Origin of the sequence: Methylobacterium sp. NFXW15, assembly GCF_049887755.1 — a bacterium.
Classification (GTDB): Bacteria; Pseudomonadota; Alphaproteobacteria; order Rhizobiales; family Beijerinckiaceae; genus Methylobacterium.
Map to the genome: position 1 here is coordinate 43,960 of NZ_JAGEKG010000011.1, position 12,511 is coordinate 56,470.

Below are 12,511 nucleotides of genomic sequence, written 5' to 3' on the forward strand. Positions count from 1 at the left end.
TCATGGGCGCCTACATCCTGCGCAGGCTGCTGATCGCGATCCCGAGCCTGCTCGGCATCAGCCTGATCCTGTTCGTCGTCCTGGCGCTGGCGCCGGGCGACCCGTTCGGGGAGCTCGCCTCGAACCCCAACGTGCCGCCCGAGGTGCGGGCGGCCCTGCGCGTGAAGTTCGGCCTCGATGACCCGATCCTGACTCGCTACCTGCGCTGGCTCGTGGCGATGCTGCACGGCGACTGGGGCTTTTCCTTCGCCAGCCGCGTGAACGTCGACCAGCTGATCCTGCAACGGCTGCCGACGACGCTGTTCGTGGTCGGCTCCTCGCAGATCCTGGCCCTGCTCATCGCGGTGCCGGTGGGGCTCTATGCAGCGCGGCGGCCCTATTCACTCGCCGACCAGATCGCCAACACGCTGGCCTTCGTGGGCTTCTCCCTGCCGACCTTCTTCACCGGCCTGCTGTTCATCCTGCTATTCTCGATCAAGCTCGGCTGGCTGCCCTTCGTCTATCAGGCGGACCTGCCCGGCAGCGGGCTCGCCTGGGCCTGGGCGAACATCCGGCAGGCGATCATGCCGGTCATGGTGCTGGGCTTCTTCCAGGCGGCCTCCTACACCCGGTACGTGCGTGCCTCCGCCCTCGACGTCGCCCGGCTCGATTATGTGACGACGGCCCGTGCCAAGGGGCTGACCGAGGGCACGGTGACCCGCCGCCACATCGCGCGCAATGCGTTGATCCCCGTGGTGACGCTCGTCGCCCTTCAGATCCCGGCGGTGTTCGGCGGCGCCATTGTCACCGAGCAGATCTTCCGCATCCCCGGCATCGGCTCCCTGCTGATCGACGCGATGCTCGCCAACGACACGCCGGTGGTGATGGCCGTGACCTTCGTGTTCGCGGGCCTCGTCATCCTGTTCAACCTCGTCGCGGACCTGCTCTATGGCTGGCTCGACCCTCGCATCGCCCTCCGCTGAGGCGGTGGCCTCGCGCCCGGCCTCGCCCGGGCGGGAGACATGGCGCCGCTTCCGGCGGCACCGGCTGGCGCTCGCGAGCGTCGGCGTGCTCGCCGTGCTTGTGGGCGGCGTGCTGCTCGGCGGCCTGTTCTGGCCGGTGGCGATCGACGACATCGACTTCGCGGCCCAGCTTCAGGGCCCGTCCTGGGATCACCCGTTCGGTACGGACGATCTCGGCCAGGATCTTCTCGCCCGCATGATCTACGGGGGGCGCATCTCTCTCGCTGTGGGCTTCGCCGCCATGGCGGTGGCGAGCGTGATCGGCGTCGTGGTGGGTGCGCTCGCGGGCATGTCGCGGCGCTTCCTCGATCCGGCGCTCATGTGGCTGACCGATCTGTTCCTCTCGCTGCCACAACTGCCGCTGCTGCTGCTTGTGATCTACCTGTTCCGCGACAGCCTGAAGGCGGTGTTCGGATCGCAGGGGGGCGTGTTCCTGATGATCGTCGCGGTGATCGGCGGTTTGCGCTGGATGCCCGTCGCACGGCTGGTGCGGGCGCAGTTCCTGACGCTCCGCGAGAAGGAGTTCGTGGAGGCGGCCCGCTCGCAGGGCGCCACAAACGGGCACCTCGTGCGGCGCCACATCCTGCCGAACGCGCTCGGGCCGGTGATCGTGGCCGCCTCCATCGAAGTGTCCTCGGCGATCATCGCGGAATCGACCCTCTCCTTCCTCGGGCTCGGCTTTCCGCCGGACATCCCGACCTGGGGGCGGCTGCTATACGACGCCAAGGACCACTTGGACGTCGCCCCGCACTGGGCCCTGTTCCCGGGGGGAGCGATCTTCCTGACCGTGCTGTCGATCAACTTCATCGGCGACGGGTTGCGCGATGCGCTCGACCCCCGCCGGGTGCTCTAGGAGGCCGGTGAGCTTCCATATCTCCCATCCGCCTCCTCCTACGAGGCCCGCTCTCGCGGGCGCCTCAGGATGAGGGTGCAGGTGGGATAGCCACCCCTGTTCAAGGCCGGAATGCGCCAGGAAGCATGCCCATGACGGATCCGATCCTCTCGGTCGCCGACCTCACCGTGTCCTTCCGCTCGGACGGGCGGTGGCGCGAGGTGGTGCATGGCGTCTCCTTCGATATCGGCCCGCGCGAGACCGTGGCGCTGGTGGGCGAATCCGGCTCGGGCAAGAGCGTCAGCGCCCTGTCGGTCCTGCGCCTCCTGCCGCGCGATGCGAGCCGCATCGGCGGCCGTGTGCGCTTTCAGGGGCAGGATCTGCTCACGGCCTCCGAAGCCGAGATGCGGCGGGTGCGCGGCGATTCCATCGCCATGATCTTCCAGGAGCCGATGACCTCCCTGAATCCGGTCCTGACGATCGGATTCCAGATTTCGGAGGCGCTGATCCGGCACAGGGGCCTGTCGCGCTCCGCCGCCGAGGCCGAGGCTCTGCGCCTTCTCGACAAGGTCCGGATTCCGGCGGCGCGATCGCGGCTGCACGAATACCCGCACCGCTTCTCGGGCGGCATGCGCCAGCGGGTGATGATCGCGATGGCGCTGGCGTGCCGCCCGAAGCTCCTCATCGCCGACGAGCCGACCACGGCGCTCGACGTGACGATTCAGGCGCAGATCCTCGACCTCATCAAGAGCCTGCAGGACGACGAGGGCATGTCGGTCCTGTTCATTACCCACGACATGGGCGTGGTGGCCGAGATCGCCGACCGCACGGTGGTGATGTATCGCGGCAAGGCGGTGGAAACCGGGCCGACGGCGCGGATCTTCTCCGATCCCGCCGAGCCCTACACCCGCGCGCTGCTCGCCTCCGTGCCCCGGCTCGGGGCCATGGCGGGGCGGTCGCGTCCGATGCGCTTCCCCGTCATCGATCGGGCCACCGGCGCGGCGGAGCCCACGCCCCAGACTCCGGACACGGTGAAGGCGTCCGAACGCCCGGTGCTGGAGGTGCGCGACCTGACCACCCGGTTCGACATCCGCTCCGGTCTGTTCGGCCGGGTGACCGGCCGGGTCCACGCGGTGGAGCGGGTCTCGTTCAGCCTCGCAGCAGGCGAAACACTGGCGCTGGTGGGGGAATCCGGCTGCGGGAAATCCACCACCGGCCGTTCCATTCTGCGGCTCGTCGAGCCCCGGTCCGGCTCGGTCCTGCTCGATGGCGAGGACATCACCGGTCTCGACGCCGCGACGCTCCGCAGCCGCCGCCAGCGGATGCAGATGATCTTCCAGGATCCGTTCGCGAGCCTCGATCCACGCATGAGTGTCAGCGCAGCGATCGCCGAGCCGCTGCTCATCAACCGTCTGGCCTCCCGGCGGGAAGCCCGGCAGCGGGCGGAAGATCTGCTGTCCCGCGTGGGGCTGTCGCCCGACATGGCCGGGCGTTTCCCCCACGAATTCTCCGGCGGGCAGCGCCAGCGCATCTGCATCGCCCGCGCCCTCGCGTTGCGGCCCCGGCTGATCGTCGCCGACGAGGCGGTCTCGGCGCTGGACGTCTCGGTGAAGGCACAGGTGGTGAACCTGATGCTCGACCTTCAGGCCGAGATGGGGCTCGCTTATCTGTTCATCTCGCACGACATGGCGGTGGTGGAGCGGGTGAGCCACCGGGTCGCCGTGATGTATCTCGGCGAGATCGTGGAGATCGGTCCGCGCGCCTCCGTGTTCGGCAACCCTCAGCATCCCTACACGAAGAAGCTTCTGGCCGCCGTGCCGATCCCCGATCCGGCCCGCCGCCGGGCGCGGCACGCCCTGCCGGACGACGAGATCCGCAGTCCGATCCGTTCGCCCGATTACGAGCCCCCGGCACGGCTCTACCGGGAGGTCTCACCCGGCCACAGCGTTCAGGAGTGGGGCGAGGAATGGGTGGACGCCGCGGCGCCAGTCCAGGCGGCGTGAACGGAGCCCGTCGCCGTGTCGGGTTTCGACGGGCCGATGAAGATCACGACCGGGCCGTGGGCGTCTCGCCGTGGATCGTAGAAGTCGAGAAGGCCCGGATGGACCCGCTGGATGAAGGCCGGAGACCGGCCGTTCCGGCGGAACCAATGGTCGATGACGACTTGATCGCCGTGGACCGCGTTCGGCACGGGGCCACAGGATCCCGGCGACATCCACCGCTCCGGCTCGGCCGCGAACTCCTCGTAGAGCGGCGCGAGCTCGTCTCCATGCCAGCGGAGCAGAGCGCTCGAGATCCGCCCTTCGTGAAAGTAGTCCTCCATCGCAGCGAAACCGGGTTCGGCAAGGGCATCGGCCGGTCCGGTCAGGACCGTGTCGAGGTCGCAGAGCAGCGTGGGGCCATCCGTCAAACCGGGGCGGAACGCCTCCATCTTGGCCCACCATGCGGGCCAGTCGTGCCGGAGGGGGACCCGTTCCACCCCGGCCACCGCCAGCGGCAGGTCCGTCAGACAGAGGATCCGCTCGAAGGCCGGGGCGTGGCGGCGGACGCCGAGCGCGAGCCGTTCGACCCATGTGGCGTCGTAACGCCCGCCGCCCTTCAGGATCGTGACCAGCGTGGACATGATGGCTCAACCTTGGAGGGGGTGCAGGCGGAGTCGTCCCGCCGCCTCGGCGGCCGAGAACCACGCGCGTTCGGCGGCCCAGGGATGGCCGGGCCAGCCCTCGAACCCGAACCCGTAAGCCTCTGCCGCCGGTCCTCGATCGGTGCGCCCCCGGAGTAGCGCGAGGGTCACGAGGAAGCCGGTGCTGGGATTGGGCTCGCGCGACGTCCCATCGGCGAGGAGGCCGCGCGCCCGTTCGTGCAACGCCTCCGGCAGGATGTGAATCGGGCGGCCCAGCGGGCGCAGGCGCGCCAGGATCTCACGTGTCCAGCAGATCGGCTCCGGCACGTTGTGCTCGGCCGGGAGCATCGGGAAGGGCAGGATGAAAGCGCCCGCTGCGCGGATCACCGGGCGCATCAGGAAATGGCGGTCCTCCAGCCACTCCCGCATCTGCCCGCCGCGATTGACGAGTGCGAGATGGGTGACGCGTCGGCCGGTATCGGTGCCAAAACCCGGTGCGTTGTTGAAGCGCACGACGCAGGCCGCCTCGTCGATCACGGGCCCTACATCACCGATACCGGGGGCGTTGCCGACGATGGCGAGCGACGCGGCGGTGGCCAGATCCGGCCCACCCGGGCAAGAGGAAACGATGTCGGATGGCATTCAGGTCCGCGAGTGCGCCGAGCAGCCGAAGTAAGGCCGCCGCCCGGAACGACCAGAGCACACGCGAACCTGATCGGGCGGGACGATGAAGATGCGGCGATGCTTCGTCTGCTCGGCGGACATGCTTGTGCCTACCGAGCGCTGCCTGATCTATTCCAACGGCCGGACCCAGGCCTTCCCGTGGGCCTGCGGCTCATGCGGGATGCTGCTTGCCGACGATGCGGACCCGGCTGCATGCCGCGCGCACCTCGATGCGCATCTCGCGGCGCCGGTCTTCGAGTCCGACCCAGGAGCACCCTACGGTCTCGACCTCTACACCCTGAGGATCGCCGCGACGCGCCGCGCCCTCGGGACACGCCCCCTCGATGAGGCAGGCGGAGCGGCACTTCGGCAACCCCATGACCGCCAAGCCGCCCGGGCGGGCCTTTTCCCCCTGGGCGAGGCCGACAGGCTTCCCGTTTCGCTGGGCCTGATCTGCCGTGCGGCGGAACGGGATGCTGTGCTGGCCTCGCTGCCGGACCGGGCGGGCTGGACGGACGACGTCGCGATCCTCCTCGACGGGCCGACGAGCGAACCGCGAGCCGTTCCGGTGAATGGCTTCCCGGCCGGGGCCGTGCGCGTGGCATCCCGCCCCCTCGACGGGGATTTCGCCGCCCAGCGGAACGCGTTGCAGGATCTCGCCCGGCACGACTGGATGCTCCAGCTCGATGCCGACGAGACCCTTCCCCTTGCCGCCGGGCGGTTGCTTCCGGCCCTCGCCGCGCTGGCCCAGGCCGGTGATGTGGTGTCGGTCGGGCTCGCCCGTGCGAACCGTGTCGATGGTATGCTCTCGGATGTCTTCCCGGATGTGCAGTACCGGCTGAACCACAGGACAGTGCGCTATGCAGGGCTGGTCCATGAGCGGCCGATCCTGGATGGCGGATGGCCCCGCAGCTTCATCGCCCTGCACGGGGTCATCACCCACGCTCTCAGCCGCGCCCACGTCCTCGCGCGCTCGCAATGCTATGAAGCGCTCGACCCCGGTCGTGGCCGGCTCGAAGAAGAGGCGGCTTTGCTCCGCCCCTTCGCCTTGTGAGAGGCCGAGGCTTCGATCGCTTGGCGGTAGAGCGCCAGGGTCTCCCGCCCGAGGCTCGCCCGGTTGAAGCGGCCCGCCGCCGTCAGCGCGCGGGCCCGGTAGGCGAGGCGAAGGGCGGGGTCCTTGAGCAGCGGGCGAAGGGCATCCGCCAGCGCCATTTCGGTCGACTCCCTCGCGAGGGGGCCTGCTCCCGGAAGGCCGACGAAGGCGCGGGCGCTCGCATCCTCGGCGCAGGCGATCACGGGCCGCCCGTAGGCCATGGCCTCCTGATAGACCAGCCCGAAGCTCTCGTAGCGGGAGGGCGCGACCACCGCGTGGGCCTCGGCATAGGCCTCTTTCAGGGCAGCCGCGTCGATGCGCCCTCGGGCGTTGAGACGCCGTCTCGCGGCCTCGGGCAGGTTGGCCGGAAGGTCGCCCGGCGACACCCCGACGAGGTCGAGCCGAAAGGGGGGCACCTCGCCCCGCGCCTGTTCGGCTCCGAGGAGGGCGACCGCGCCGAGGAGCGCATCGAACCCCTTGCGGGCTTCGGCCCGGCCGACGAAGAGCAGGCGCAACGGCTCGGCTTGGGCCGGATACGGGGCGTCACGGGCGGCCTCTATGATCTCCGGCGGGAGACTGAGGCCGATCACCGCCGAGGGTTGATGCCCCATCAGACCGTAGGTCTGCGCGATCACGGCGCCATGCGCGGTGGTGTTGGCGATAAGGCCCGCGCTGCCCCGCACCTGCCGCTGTTCGAGCCGGTCGGCTATCCACCCGTCGAGCCGGTTGCGCAGCGTCCCGGCCGGTTCGCGAGACAGGGCCGCCGGGGTCGAGCTGCGCGTGACGAGGGGCAGGCCGGGACATGCCGCGAGCAGGGCGGCCGGAGCGTACCAGTTCGTCGCCTCGACGACCGCGAAAGGCGCCTCGTCGTGGACCTTCAGAACGGCGCGCCGAAAGGCCAGCGGCGCAGCGAGGTGCCCCGCCGAGCCCCAGAGGCGCAGGCGCGCCAGCGCGCCGTCCGGTGGCAAGGCCAAGCCGACGAGGCTCACCCCGCCGCTCCGCGTGAGTCCCGTCCTGTCCATCGTGAAGACCGTGACGTCGGCCCCCGCCTCCGCGAGGCTTTCGGCGATCTCACGGGCGGCGGTCGAGAGGCCGCTCGGCGCGGGCGGGTAGTCCCAGGTCAGCAGGGCGGTGCGCATCAGGCGGCGAGCAGGCGCTGGTAGAGGGCCAGGTAATCGCGGGCCATCCGCTCCGAGGTGAATCGCTCCTCGAACCGGCGTCGGATCCTGGTGCGGTCCAGGTGTCCGATCCGGCCGAGCGCGTCGACCGCCTCGGCCTCGCTCGACACGATGAAGCCGGTCACGCCGTCCTCGACGATCTCGGGGACCGAGCCCCTCTTCCAGGCGATGACCGGCGTGCCGCAGGCCATGGCCTCGATCATCACGAGGCCGAACGGTTCGGGCCAGTCGATGGGGAATAGCAGCGCCTGCGCGCTGCCGAGCAACGCGGCTTTCGCGGCATCGTCCACCGGCCCGTCATAGATCGCTTCCGGCCCGAGCAACGGGCGCACCGCGCGATCGAAGTAATCCGGATTGCCGACATCGATCGTCCCGCCGAGGTGGATCGGGAGGCCGGCGGCCCGTGCCACCCGGATGGCCACGTCCGGACGCTTCTGGTCGGTCATACGGCCGATGAACGCGACATGGGGACCGGGCTCGACGGAAACGGCGTAGCGGTCCCGGTCGATGCCGTGATGTACCACGCCCATCCGGTTCGAGGCCGGGATTCCGGCCTCCTGCGCCGCCGAGATGGCGGCTACCGGCAGGTCCGGAAAGCCCGCGAAGAACAGGGCCCGGTCGAGTTCGTCCACCCGCCAATGCACCGTCGTCAGGCTGTGACGGCGGCGCTCGCCAAGCAGCGCCGCATGCGCGAATTCGCCGTGGCAATGGATGATGTCGAACTCCCCCAGCCTCGCGCGTAGGGCCTCCAGCTGAAGCGCATCAAGCGCCGCGGGCACGCCCGGCGCCACGCGCCCATGCACCCGCTCCAACGCGCTCAGACTTGGATAATTTCCCACACGCGGCAGTTCTGTCGCACTGTCCGACGGGGCAAACAAAGTTACTTCCTGACCCAAGCTCCACAGCGCCGTGCTTAGATCGTGCACAACCCGCTCTGTGCCGCCGTGATGGTTGGGAGGAACAGGAAATATGTTGGGCGCGATCTGGGCAATGCGCATCACGGCGACCTCTTTACATAGGTTAAGTCATCGTCTGCGTCCGGACATTTATTCGGCCGCCTGATGTTCGTGTTGCATATCGCCCTGCAGGGCTGCCTGCGTGGCGACGGAGTCGTCTACGGGCTCACAGCCGATACCGGGGGGCATATTCGGTATCTGCTCGATCTCGTCTCCGCTTCGGCACAGGATCGCGACGTCACGCGGATCGTGGTGGCGACCCGGCTGTTTTCCGGCCCGCTCGGCAGCGCTTACGCCGTGCCTGAAGAGGCGATCACCGACAAGGTGACTCTGGTGCGGCTCGCGAGCGCGTCTCCCGGCTACCGCACCAAGGAAGAGATGCATGAGGAGGTCGCGAGTTTCGCCGAGGGCCTCGTCGCGTGGATCGCCGCGCAGGAGCGGGCGCCGGACCTGATCCACGCCCATTACGCGGATGCCGCCACGGTTGCCGCCCTGGTGGAGGACCGGCTCGGCATCCCGTTCGTGTTCACCGCCCATTCCCTCGGACGTGTGAAGGCCGCGATGCTGGGTGAAACCATCCCCGGTCCCGATCTCGGACGGCGGATCGCGACTGAAGAGGCGGCCTTCGCCCGTGCCCAGCTCGTCATCGCCTCGTCGCGCGACGAGGCCGAGGTGCAATATGCCGGATACGGCGCCTACGATCCGGGTCGCGTGCGCATCCTGCCGCCGGGCAGCGACCTTGCCCGCTTCGCCGCCGCCATGCCCCTCCCGCGCATCGATGCGGCAATCGACCGTTTTCTGCACGATCCCGGCAAGCCCGCGCTTCTGGCGCTGGCGAGACCCGTCGCGCGTAAGAACCTCGCCGCGCTGGTGCGAGCCTACGGGGAGAGCCCGGCCCTCCAGGAGGCGGCGAACCTCGTCATCATCGCGGGCACCCGCCAGGACATCGATACCCTCGACGGCGACATGGCCGCGACCATGCGCGATCTGCTGGTCCAGATCGATCGCTACGACCTCTACGGCCGTGTCGCCTATCCGAAGACGCATTGTCCCGATGACGTGCCCGCCATCTACGCTCATGCGCGGGCCAGGGGCGGCCTGTTCGTCAACCCCGCCCTCAACGAGCCCTTCGGCCTGACGCTGCTGGAAGCCTCCGCCGCCGGATTGCCGTTGGTCGCGACCGACAGCGGTGGGCCCAATGATATCGTAGAGACCTGCGGCAACGGCCTTCTGGTCGATCCGCGCGATCCCGATGCCATCGCCACGGCCTGCCTGCGGATCCTCGGCGATCCGGCGTTGTACGCGCGCTGCGTCGCGGGTGGGGCGCGGGCAGCGGCCGCCTATGATTGGGACCGGCACGCCGCGCGCTACCACGTGCTTCTGCGCGCCCTGCTGGCACCACAGCCCCCGACGCCCGCACCCCGCCAACTCCTCGTCTGCGATATCGACAACACGCTGATCGGCTGCGCGGCGGCCTTGGGGATCTTCCGCCGCTGGCGCAGCCGACAGGCGGGCCTCGCCTTCGGCGTCGCCACGGGCCGCTCCTTCCACAGTGCGATGGCGGTGCTGGAACAGCAGGACAGCCCGAGGCCGCAGGTGATGATCACCTCCGTAGGCTCGGAGATCTTCCACCTCGACGCCAACGGCGTGACCTACACGGCCGATGCCGCGTGGCGCCGCGTCATCGCCGCCGACTGGGACCGGCAGGCAGTTCACGATGCCCTCGATGGGCTCACCGGGCTCGTGCGGCAGGGGCCGCTGGAACAGCGGACGTTGAAGCTCAGCTTCTTCGGCGATGCGGCGGTGGCGCGACGCGTTCGTGCGCGGCTCGACGAGGCGAGGGTTCCCGCCCGGGTGATCCACAGCCACGGCCGCTACCTCGATGTCCTGCCCGCTGGCGCCTCGAAGGGCACGGCGGTCGATCACGTCCGCGCCCTCTACGCCTTGCCCGAGCGCGCGGTGTTCGTTGCGGGTGATTCCGGCAACGACATCGAGATGCTGCGCGCCCGCGTCCAGGCGATCATCGTCGCGAATTATTCCGACGACCTCGCCAGCAACGCGACCTTGAAACACTCCTACGTCGCCCGCAGGACTCACGCGCGGGGCGTGATCGAGGGCGTCTCCTACTTCCGCCGGATGCTCGCCCATGTCGGCTGAGGGCCGGGGACCCAGCGTCCTCACCCTGGTCCGGGACCGCTCCGATCGTCTGCGCAACCTGATGCGGGGTCTTGCGGCCCAGACGGTACGCCCACGCGAACTCGTCATCGCCTGGATGCAGCCCGAGCCTGCCCCGGACCTGCCCGATCCCGGTTGTCCCGTCCGCCACATCCTCGTGCCGGGTGAGGCGATGCCGCTGGCGGCCGCGCGAAACCGGGCGGCGTCTGCGGCGAGCGCCGATCTCCTCGTGTTCCTCGATGTCGACTGCATCCCCTCGCCGACGCTCGTGGAGGCCTATGCGGAGGCCGCCGCGACGGCGCGCGGGATGTTCCTGGGCGAGGTCCGCTACCTGCCTCCAGGCCCCCTCGATCCCGCCGCCCTCGATCGGCTGTCAGAAGCCCATCCGGCCCGGCCGATCCCACCGGACAGCGGGCTCCGACGCGAGCCCGATGCCGGGCAACTCTGGGGCCTCTCCTTCGCGCTCTCCGCAGCCGACTGGCGAGCGGTCGGCGGCATGGACGAGGCCTTTAGCGGCTATGGCGGTGAGGAGACCGACTTCGCCGCGCGGCTCGCGGCGACGGGGCTTCCGACCTACTGGGTCGCCGGGGCCCGCGCCTATCACCAGCACCACCCGGTCCACGTGCCCCCGCTCCAGCACTTTGCGCCCATCCTGGCGAACGCGGCGCGCTTCCACGCGCGGCATGGACGCTGGTGCATGAGCTACTGGCTCGGCCAGTTCCGTTCCGCGGGCCTCATCGATTGGAACGAGAGCGCCCCCGCGATCCGCCTCATCCGTCCCCCGAGCGAGGCCGAGATCGCCGCTGCGTTCCGGCCGGACGCCCTCTTCTCCTGACCTGAGACCGATGCCGCCCACCATGAAGAAGCCCATCGCGTTCTTCGTCCACCACCAAGGACGAGGACATGCCAACCGCACCATGGCGGTGGCGAGCGAGTTCGCGCGCGACCGGCCGGTTTCGGTGCTCACCGCCGATCCCAGCCTGTTCGACGGCTTCAGCCGCGATGTGGAGATCGTGGCCCTGCCGAACATGATCGGCGCCGCCGTCCCGACGCCGCGCCTCTACGCCGAGCCCACGCCGCAGGTGATGCACTGCGTGCCCCTGGGTCTCGACGCGATGCGCCGGACCATGCGCTCCATCCTCGATCACCTTGATGAGCGCGAAGTCGGCCTCTTCGTCGTCGATGTCTCGGCGGAGATCGCGCTGCTGGCGCGCATCGCCAGCGTGCCCGCCGTGCAGATCCGCATGCACGGCGACCGCTCCGATATCGGCCATGTCGGCTCGTATGAGGCCTGCGTCGGCATGCTCGCCCCCTTCGACGAGCGGCTGGAACAGGACGATTACCCAGCGCGGCTTCGTGCCAAGACGTTCTACAGCGGCGGCCTGTGCACCAGCGTCGATGGCGTGCCGCAGCGTGCCGAGGCCCGAGCACGGCTCGGCCTCGATCCCGAACGTGAGATCGTCGTCGCGGTGACCGGCGGCGGCGGCAGCGGCACGCCCTACGCGCCGCTCACCGTCGCGGCCCGCGCCGCGCCCGATGCCCTCTGGCTCACCCTCGGGCCGACCCATCGCGAGGGTCACGAGACCGATTTCGCCAACCTGCGCGAACTCGGCTGGGTGCCGTCCGTGACCGACTACCTCGCCGCCGCCGACATCGTCATCGCCTCGGCGGGCGACAACACGGTGCATGAGGTGGCCCGCGTCGGCGGTCGCCTCGTCGTCATGCCGGAATGGCGCTACTTCGCCGAGCAGACCCGCAAGGCCGAAGCTCTGGTCCGCCTCGGCGCCGCCGTCCAGGCCCCCACTTGGCCGGGCGATCTCGGTGGCTGGCGCGATCTCCTCGCCCGCGCCCGCGCCCTCGACGGTGCCGCCTTGAGCAGCCTCTACGCCCCGGACGCGGCGAGCCGTGCCGCCAGCTGGCTCGAAGGGCTGACCGACGAACTTTGGTCCCACCCCGCCGCAGCCTGATTCCACACCCTCAAACCCCACCG

General features: G+C 69.8%; 11 protein-coding genes. 7 read left to right on the forward strand and 4 right to left on the reverse strand.

Going from position 1 to position 12,511, the window contains the following annotated elements; translation table 11 throughout:
• The first annotated feature begins 2 nt into the window (after positions 1 to 2).
• The 3 genes from J4O73_RS20710 (at position 3) to J4O73_RS20720 (ending at position 3,836) form a co-directional block, all read left to right on the forward strand.
• Positions 3 to 962, forward strand: a complete 960-nt coding sequence (locus J4O73_RS20710) for an ABC transporter permease (RefSeq protein WP_426220461.1) — start codon at positions 3 to 5, stop codon at positions 960 to 962.
• Positions 928 to 1,854 carry an ABC transporter permease gene (locus J4O73_RS20715; protein ID WP_426220462.1) on the forward strand — a complete coding sequence of 309 codons (927 nt, stop codon included), beginning with the start codon at positions 928 to 930 and terminating at the stop codon, positions 1,852 to 1,854. Before J4O73_RS20710 ends, J4O73_RS20715 begins: the two co-directional genes overlap by 35 nt.
• 131 nt (positions 1,855 to 1,985) lie before the next feature.
• Positions 1,986 to 3,836, forward strand: coding sequence for a dipeptide ABC transporter ATP-binding protein (locus tag J4O73_RS20720; RefSeq protein WP_426220464.1), 1,851 nt, complete (start codon positions 1,986 to 1,988; stop codon positions 3,834 to 3,836).
• Here the strand turns inward: J4O73_RS20720 and J4O73_RS20725 are convergent.
• Both J4O73_RS20725 and J4O73_RS20730 read right to left on the reverse strand, forming a co-directional pair.
• Positions 3,782 to 4,456, reverse strand: a complete 675-nt coding sequence (locus tag J4O73_RS20725) for a hypothetical protein (protein WP_426220466.1) — start codon at positions 4,454 to 4,456, stop codon at positions 3,782 to 3,784. The genes J4O73_RS20720 and J4O73_RS20725 overlap by 55 nt on opposite strands.
• A gap of 6 nt (positions 4,457 to 4,462) precedes the next feature.
• Positions 4,463 to 5,098 (reverse strand): hypothetical protein, encoded by a 636-nt coding sequence (locus J4O73_RS20730; protein WP_426220468.1) that lies wholly within the window; start codon positions 5,096 to 5,098, stop codon positions 4,463 to 4,465.
• Between the two features lie 91 nt (positions 5,099 to 5,189).
• On the opposite strand from J4O73_RS20730, the gene J4O73_RS20735 reads away from it, so the two are divergent.
• Positions 5,190 to 6,173: a hypothetical protein gene (locus tag J4O73_RS20735; protein ID WP_426220544.1), complete on the forward strand. Its 984-nt coding sequence runs from the start codon at positions 5,190 to 5,192 to the stop codon at positions 6,171 to 6,173.
• Here J4O73_RS20735 and J4O73_RS20740 read toward each other — a convergent pair.
• Both J4O73_RS20740 and J4O73_RS20745 read right to left on the reverse strand, forming a co-directional pair.
• Complete coding sequence (locus J4O73_RS20740) at positions 6,101 to 7,351, reverse strand: glycosyltransferase family 4 protein (RefSeq protein WP_426220470.1); 1,251 nt, start codon at positions 7,349 to 7,351, stop codon at positions 6,101 to 6,103. The two genes, J4O73_RS20735 and J4O73_RS20740, sit on opposite strands and share 73 nt — an antisense overlap.
• Positions 7,351 to 8,388 (reverse strand): glycosyltransferase family 4 protein, encoded by a 1,038-nt coding sequence (locus J4O73_RS20745; RefSeq protein ID WP_426220472.1) that lies wholly within the window; start codon positions 8,386 to 8,388, stop codon positions 7,351 to 7,353. Before J4O73_RS20745 ends, J4O73_RS20740 begins: the two co-directional genes overlap by 1 nt.
• Before the next feature lie 63 nt (positions 8,389 to 8,451).
• On the opposite strand from J4O73_RS20745, the gene J4O73_RS20750 reads away from it, so the two are divergent.
• Genes J4O73_RS20750 through J4O73_RS20760 form a run of 3 tightly spaced genes read left to right on the forward strand, consistent with a single transcriptional unit; the run spans position 8,452 to position 12,488 of the window.
• Positions 8,452 to 10,503 carry an HAD-IIB family hydrolase gene (locus J4O73_RS20750; RefSeq protein WP_426220474.1) on the forward strand — a complete coding sequence of 684 codons (2,052 nt, stop codon included), beginning with the start codon at positions 8,452 to 8,454 and terminating at the stop codon, positions 10,501 to 10,503.
• Positions 10,493 to 11,356, forward strand: coding sequence for a glycosyltransferase family 2 protein (locus J4O73_RS20755; RefSeq protein WP_426220476.1), 864 nt, complete (start codon positions 10,493 to 10,495; stop codon positions 11,354 to 11,356). The genes J4O73_RS20750 and J4O73_RS20755 overlap by 11 nt, the downstream gene beginning before the upstream one ends.
• Positions 11,357 to 11,378: 22 nt before the next feature.
• Positions 11,379 to 12,488: a glycosyltransferase gene (locus J4O73_RS20760; protein ID WP_426220477.1), complete on the forward strand. Its 1,110-nt coding sequence runs from the start codon at positions 11,379 to 11,381 to the stop codon at positions 12,486 to 12,488.
• Positions 12,489 to 12,511: the final 23 nt, after the last annotated feature.

Excerpts from the sequence above, each read along its gene's own strand:
- J4O73_RS20740 (WP_426220470.1), bottom strand. The coding sequence starts at position 7,351 with ATGCGCACCGCCCTGCTGACCTGGGACTACCCGCCCGCGCCGAGCGGC.
- J4O73_RS20710 (WP_426220461.1), top strand. The coding sequence starts at position 3 with ATGGGCGCCTACATCCTGCGCAGGCTGCTGATCGCGATCCCGAGCCTG.
- J4O73_RS20755 (WP_426220476.1), top strand. The coding sequence starts at position 10,493 with ATGTCGGCTGAGGGCCGGGGACCCAGCGTCCTCACCCTGGTCCGGGAC.
- J4O73_RS20730 (WP_426220468.1), bottom strand. The coding sequence starts at position 5,098 with ATGCCATCCGACATCGTTTCCTCTTGCCCGGGTGGGCCGGATCTGGCC.
- J4O73_RS20750 (WP_426220474.1), top strand. The coding sequence starts at position 8,452 with ATGTTCGTGTTGCATATCGCCCTGCAGGGCTGCCTGCGTGGCGACGGA.
- J4O73_RS20715 (WP_426220462.1), top strand. The coding sequence starts at position 928 with ATGGCTGGCTCGACCCTCGCATCGCCCTCCGCTGAGGCGGTGGCCTCG.
- J4O73_RS20720 (WP_426220464.1), top strand. The coding sequence starts at position 1,986 with ATGACGGATCCGATCCTCTCGGTCGCCGACCTCACCGTGTCCTTCCGC.
- J4O73_RS20760 (WP_426220477.1), top strand. The coding sequence starts at position 11,379 with ATGAAGAAGCCCATCGCGTTCTTCGTCCACCACCAAGGACGAGGACAT.
- J4O73_RS20725 (WP_426220466.1), bottom strand. The coding sequence starts at position 4,456 with ATGTCCACGCTGGTCACGATCCTGAAGGGCGGCGGGCGTTACGACGCC.
- J4O73_RS20735 (WP_426220544.1), top strand. The coding sequence starts at position 5,190 with ATGCGGCGATGCTTCGTCTGCTCGGCGGACATGCTTGTGCCTACCGAG.
- J4O73_RS20745 (WP_426220472.1), bottom strand. The coding sequence starts at position 8,388 with ATGCGCATTGCCCAGATCGCGCCCAACATATTTCCTGTTCCTCCCAAC.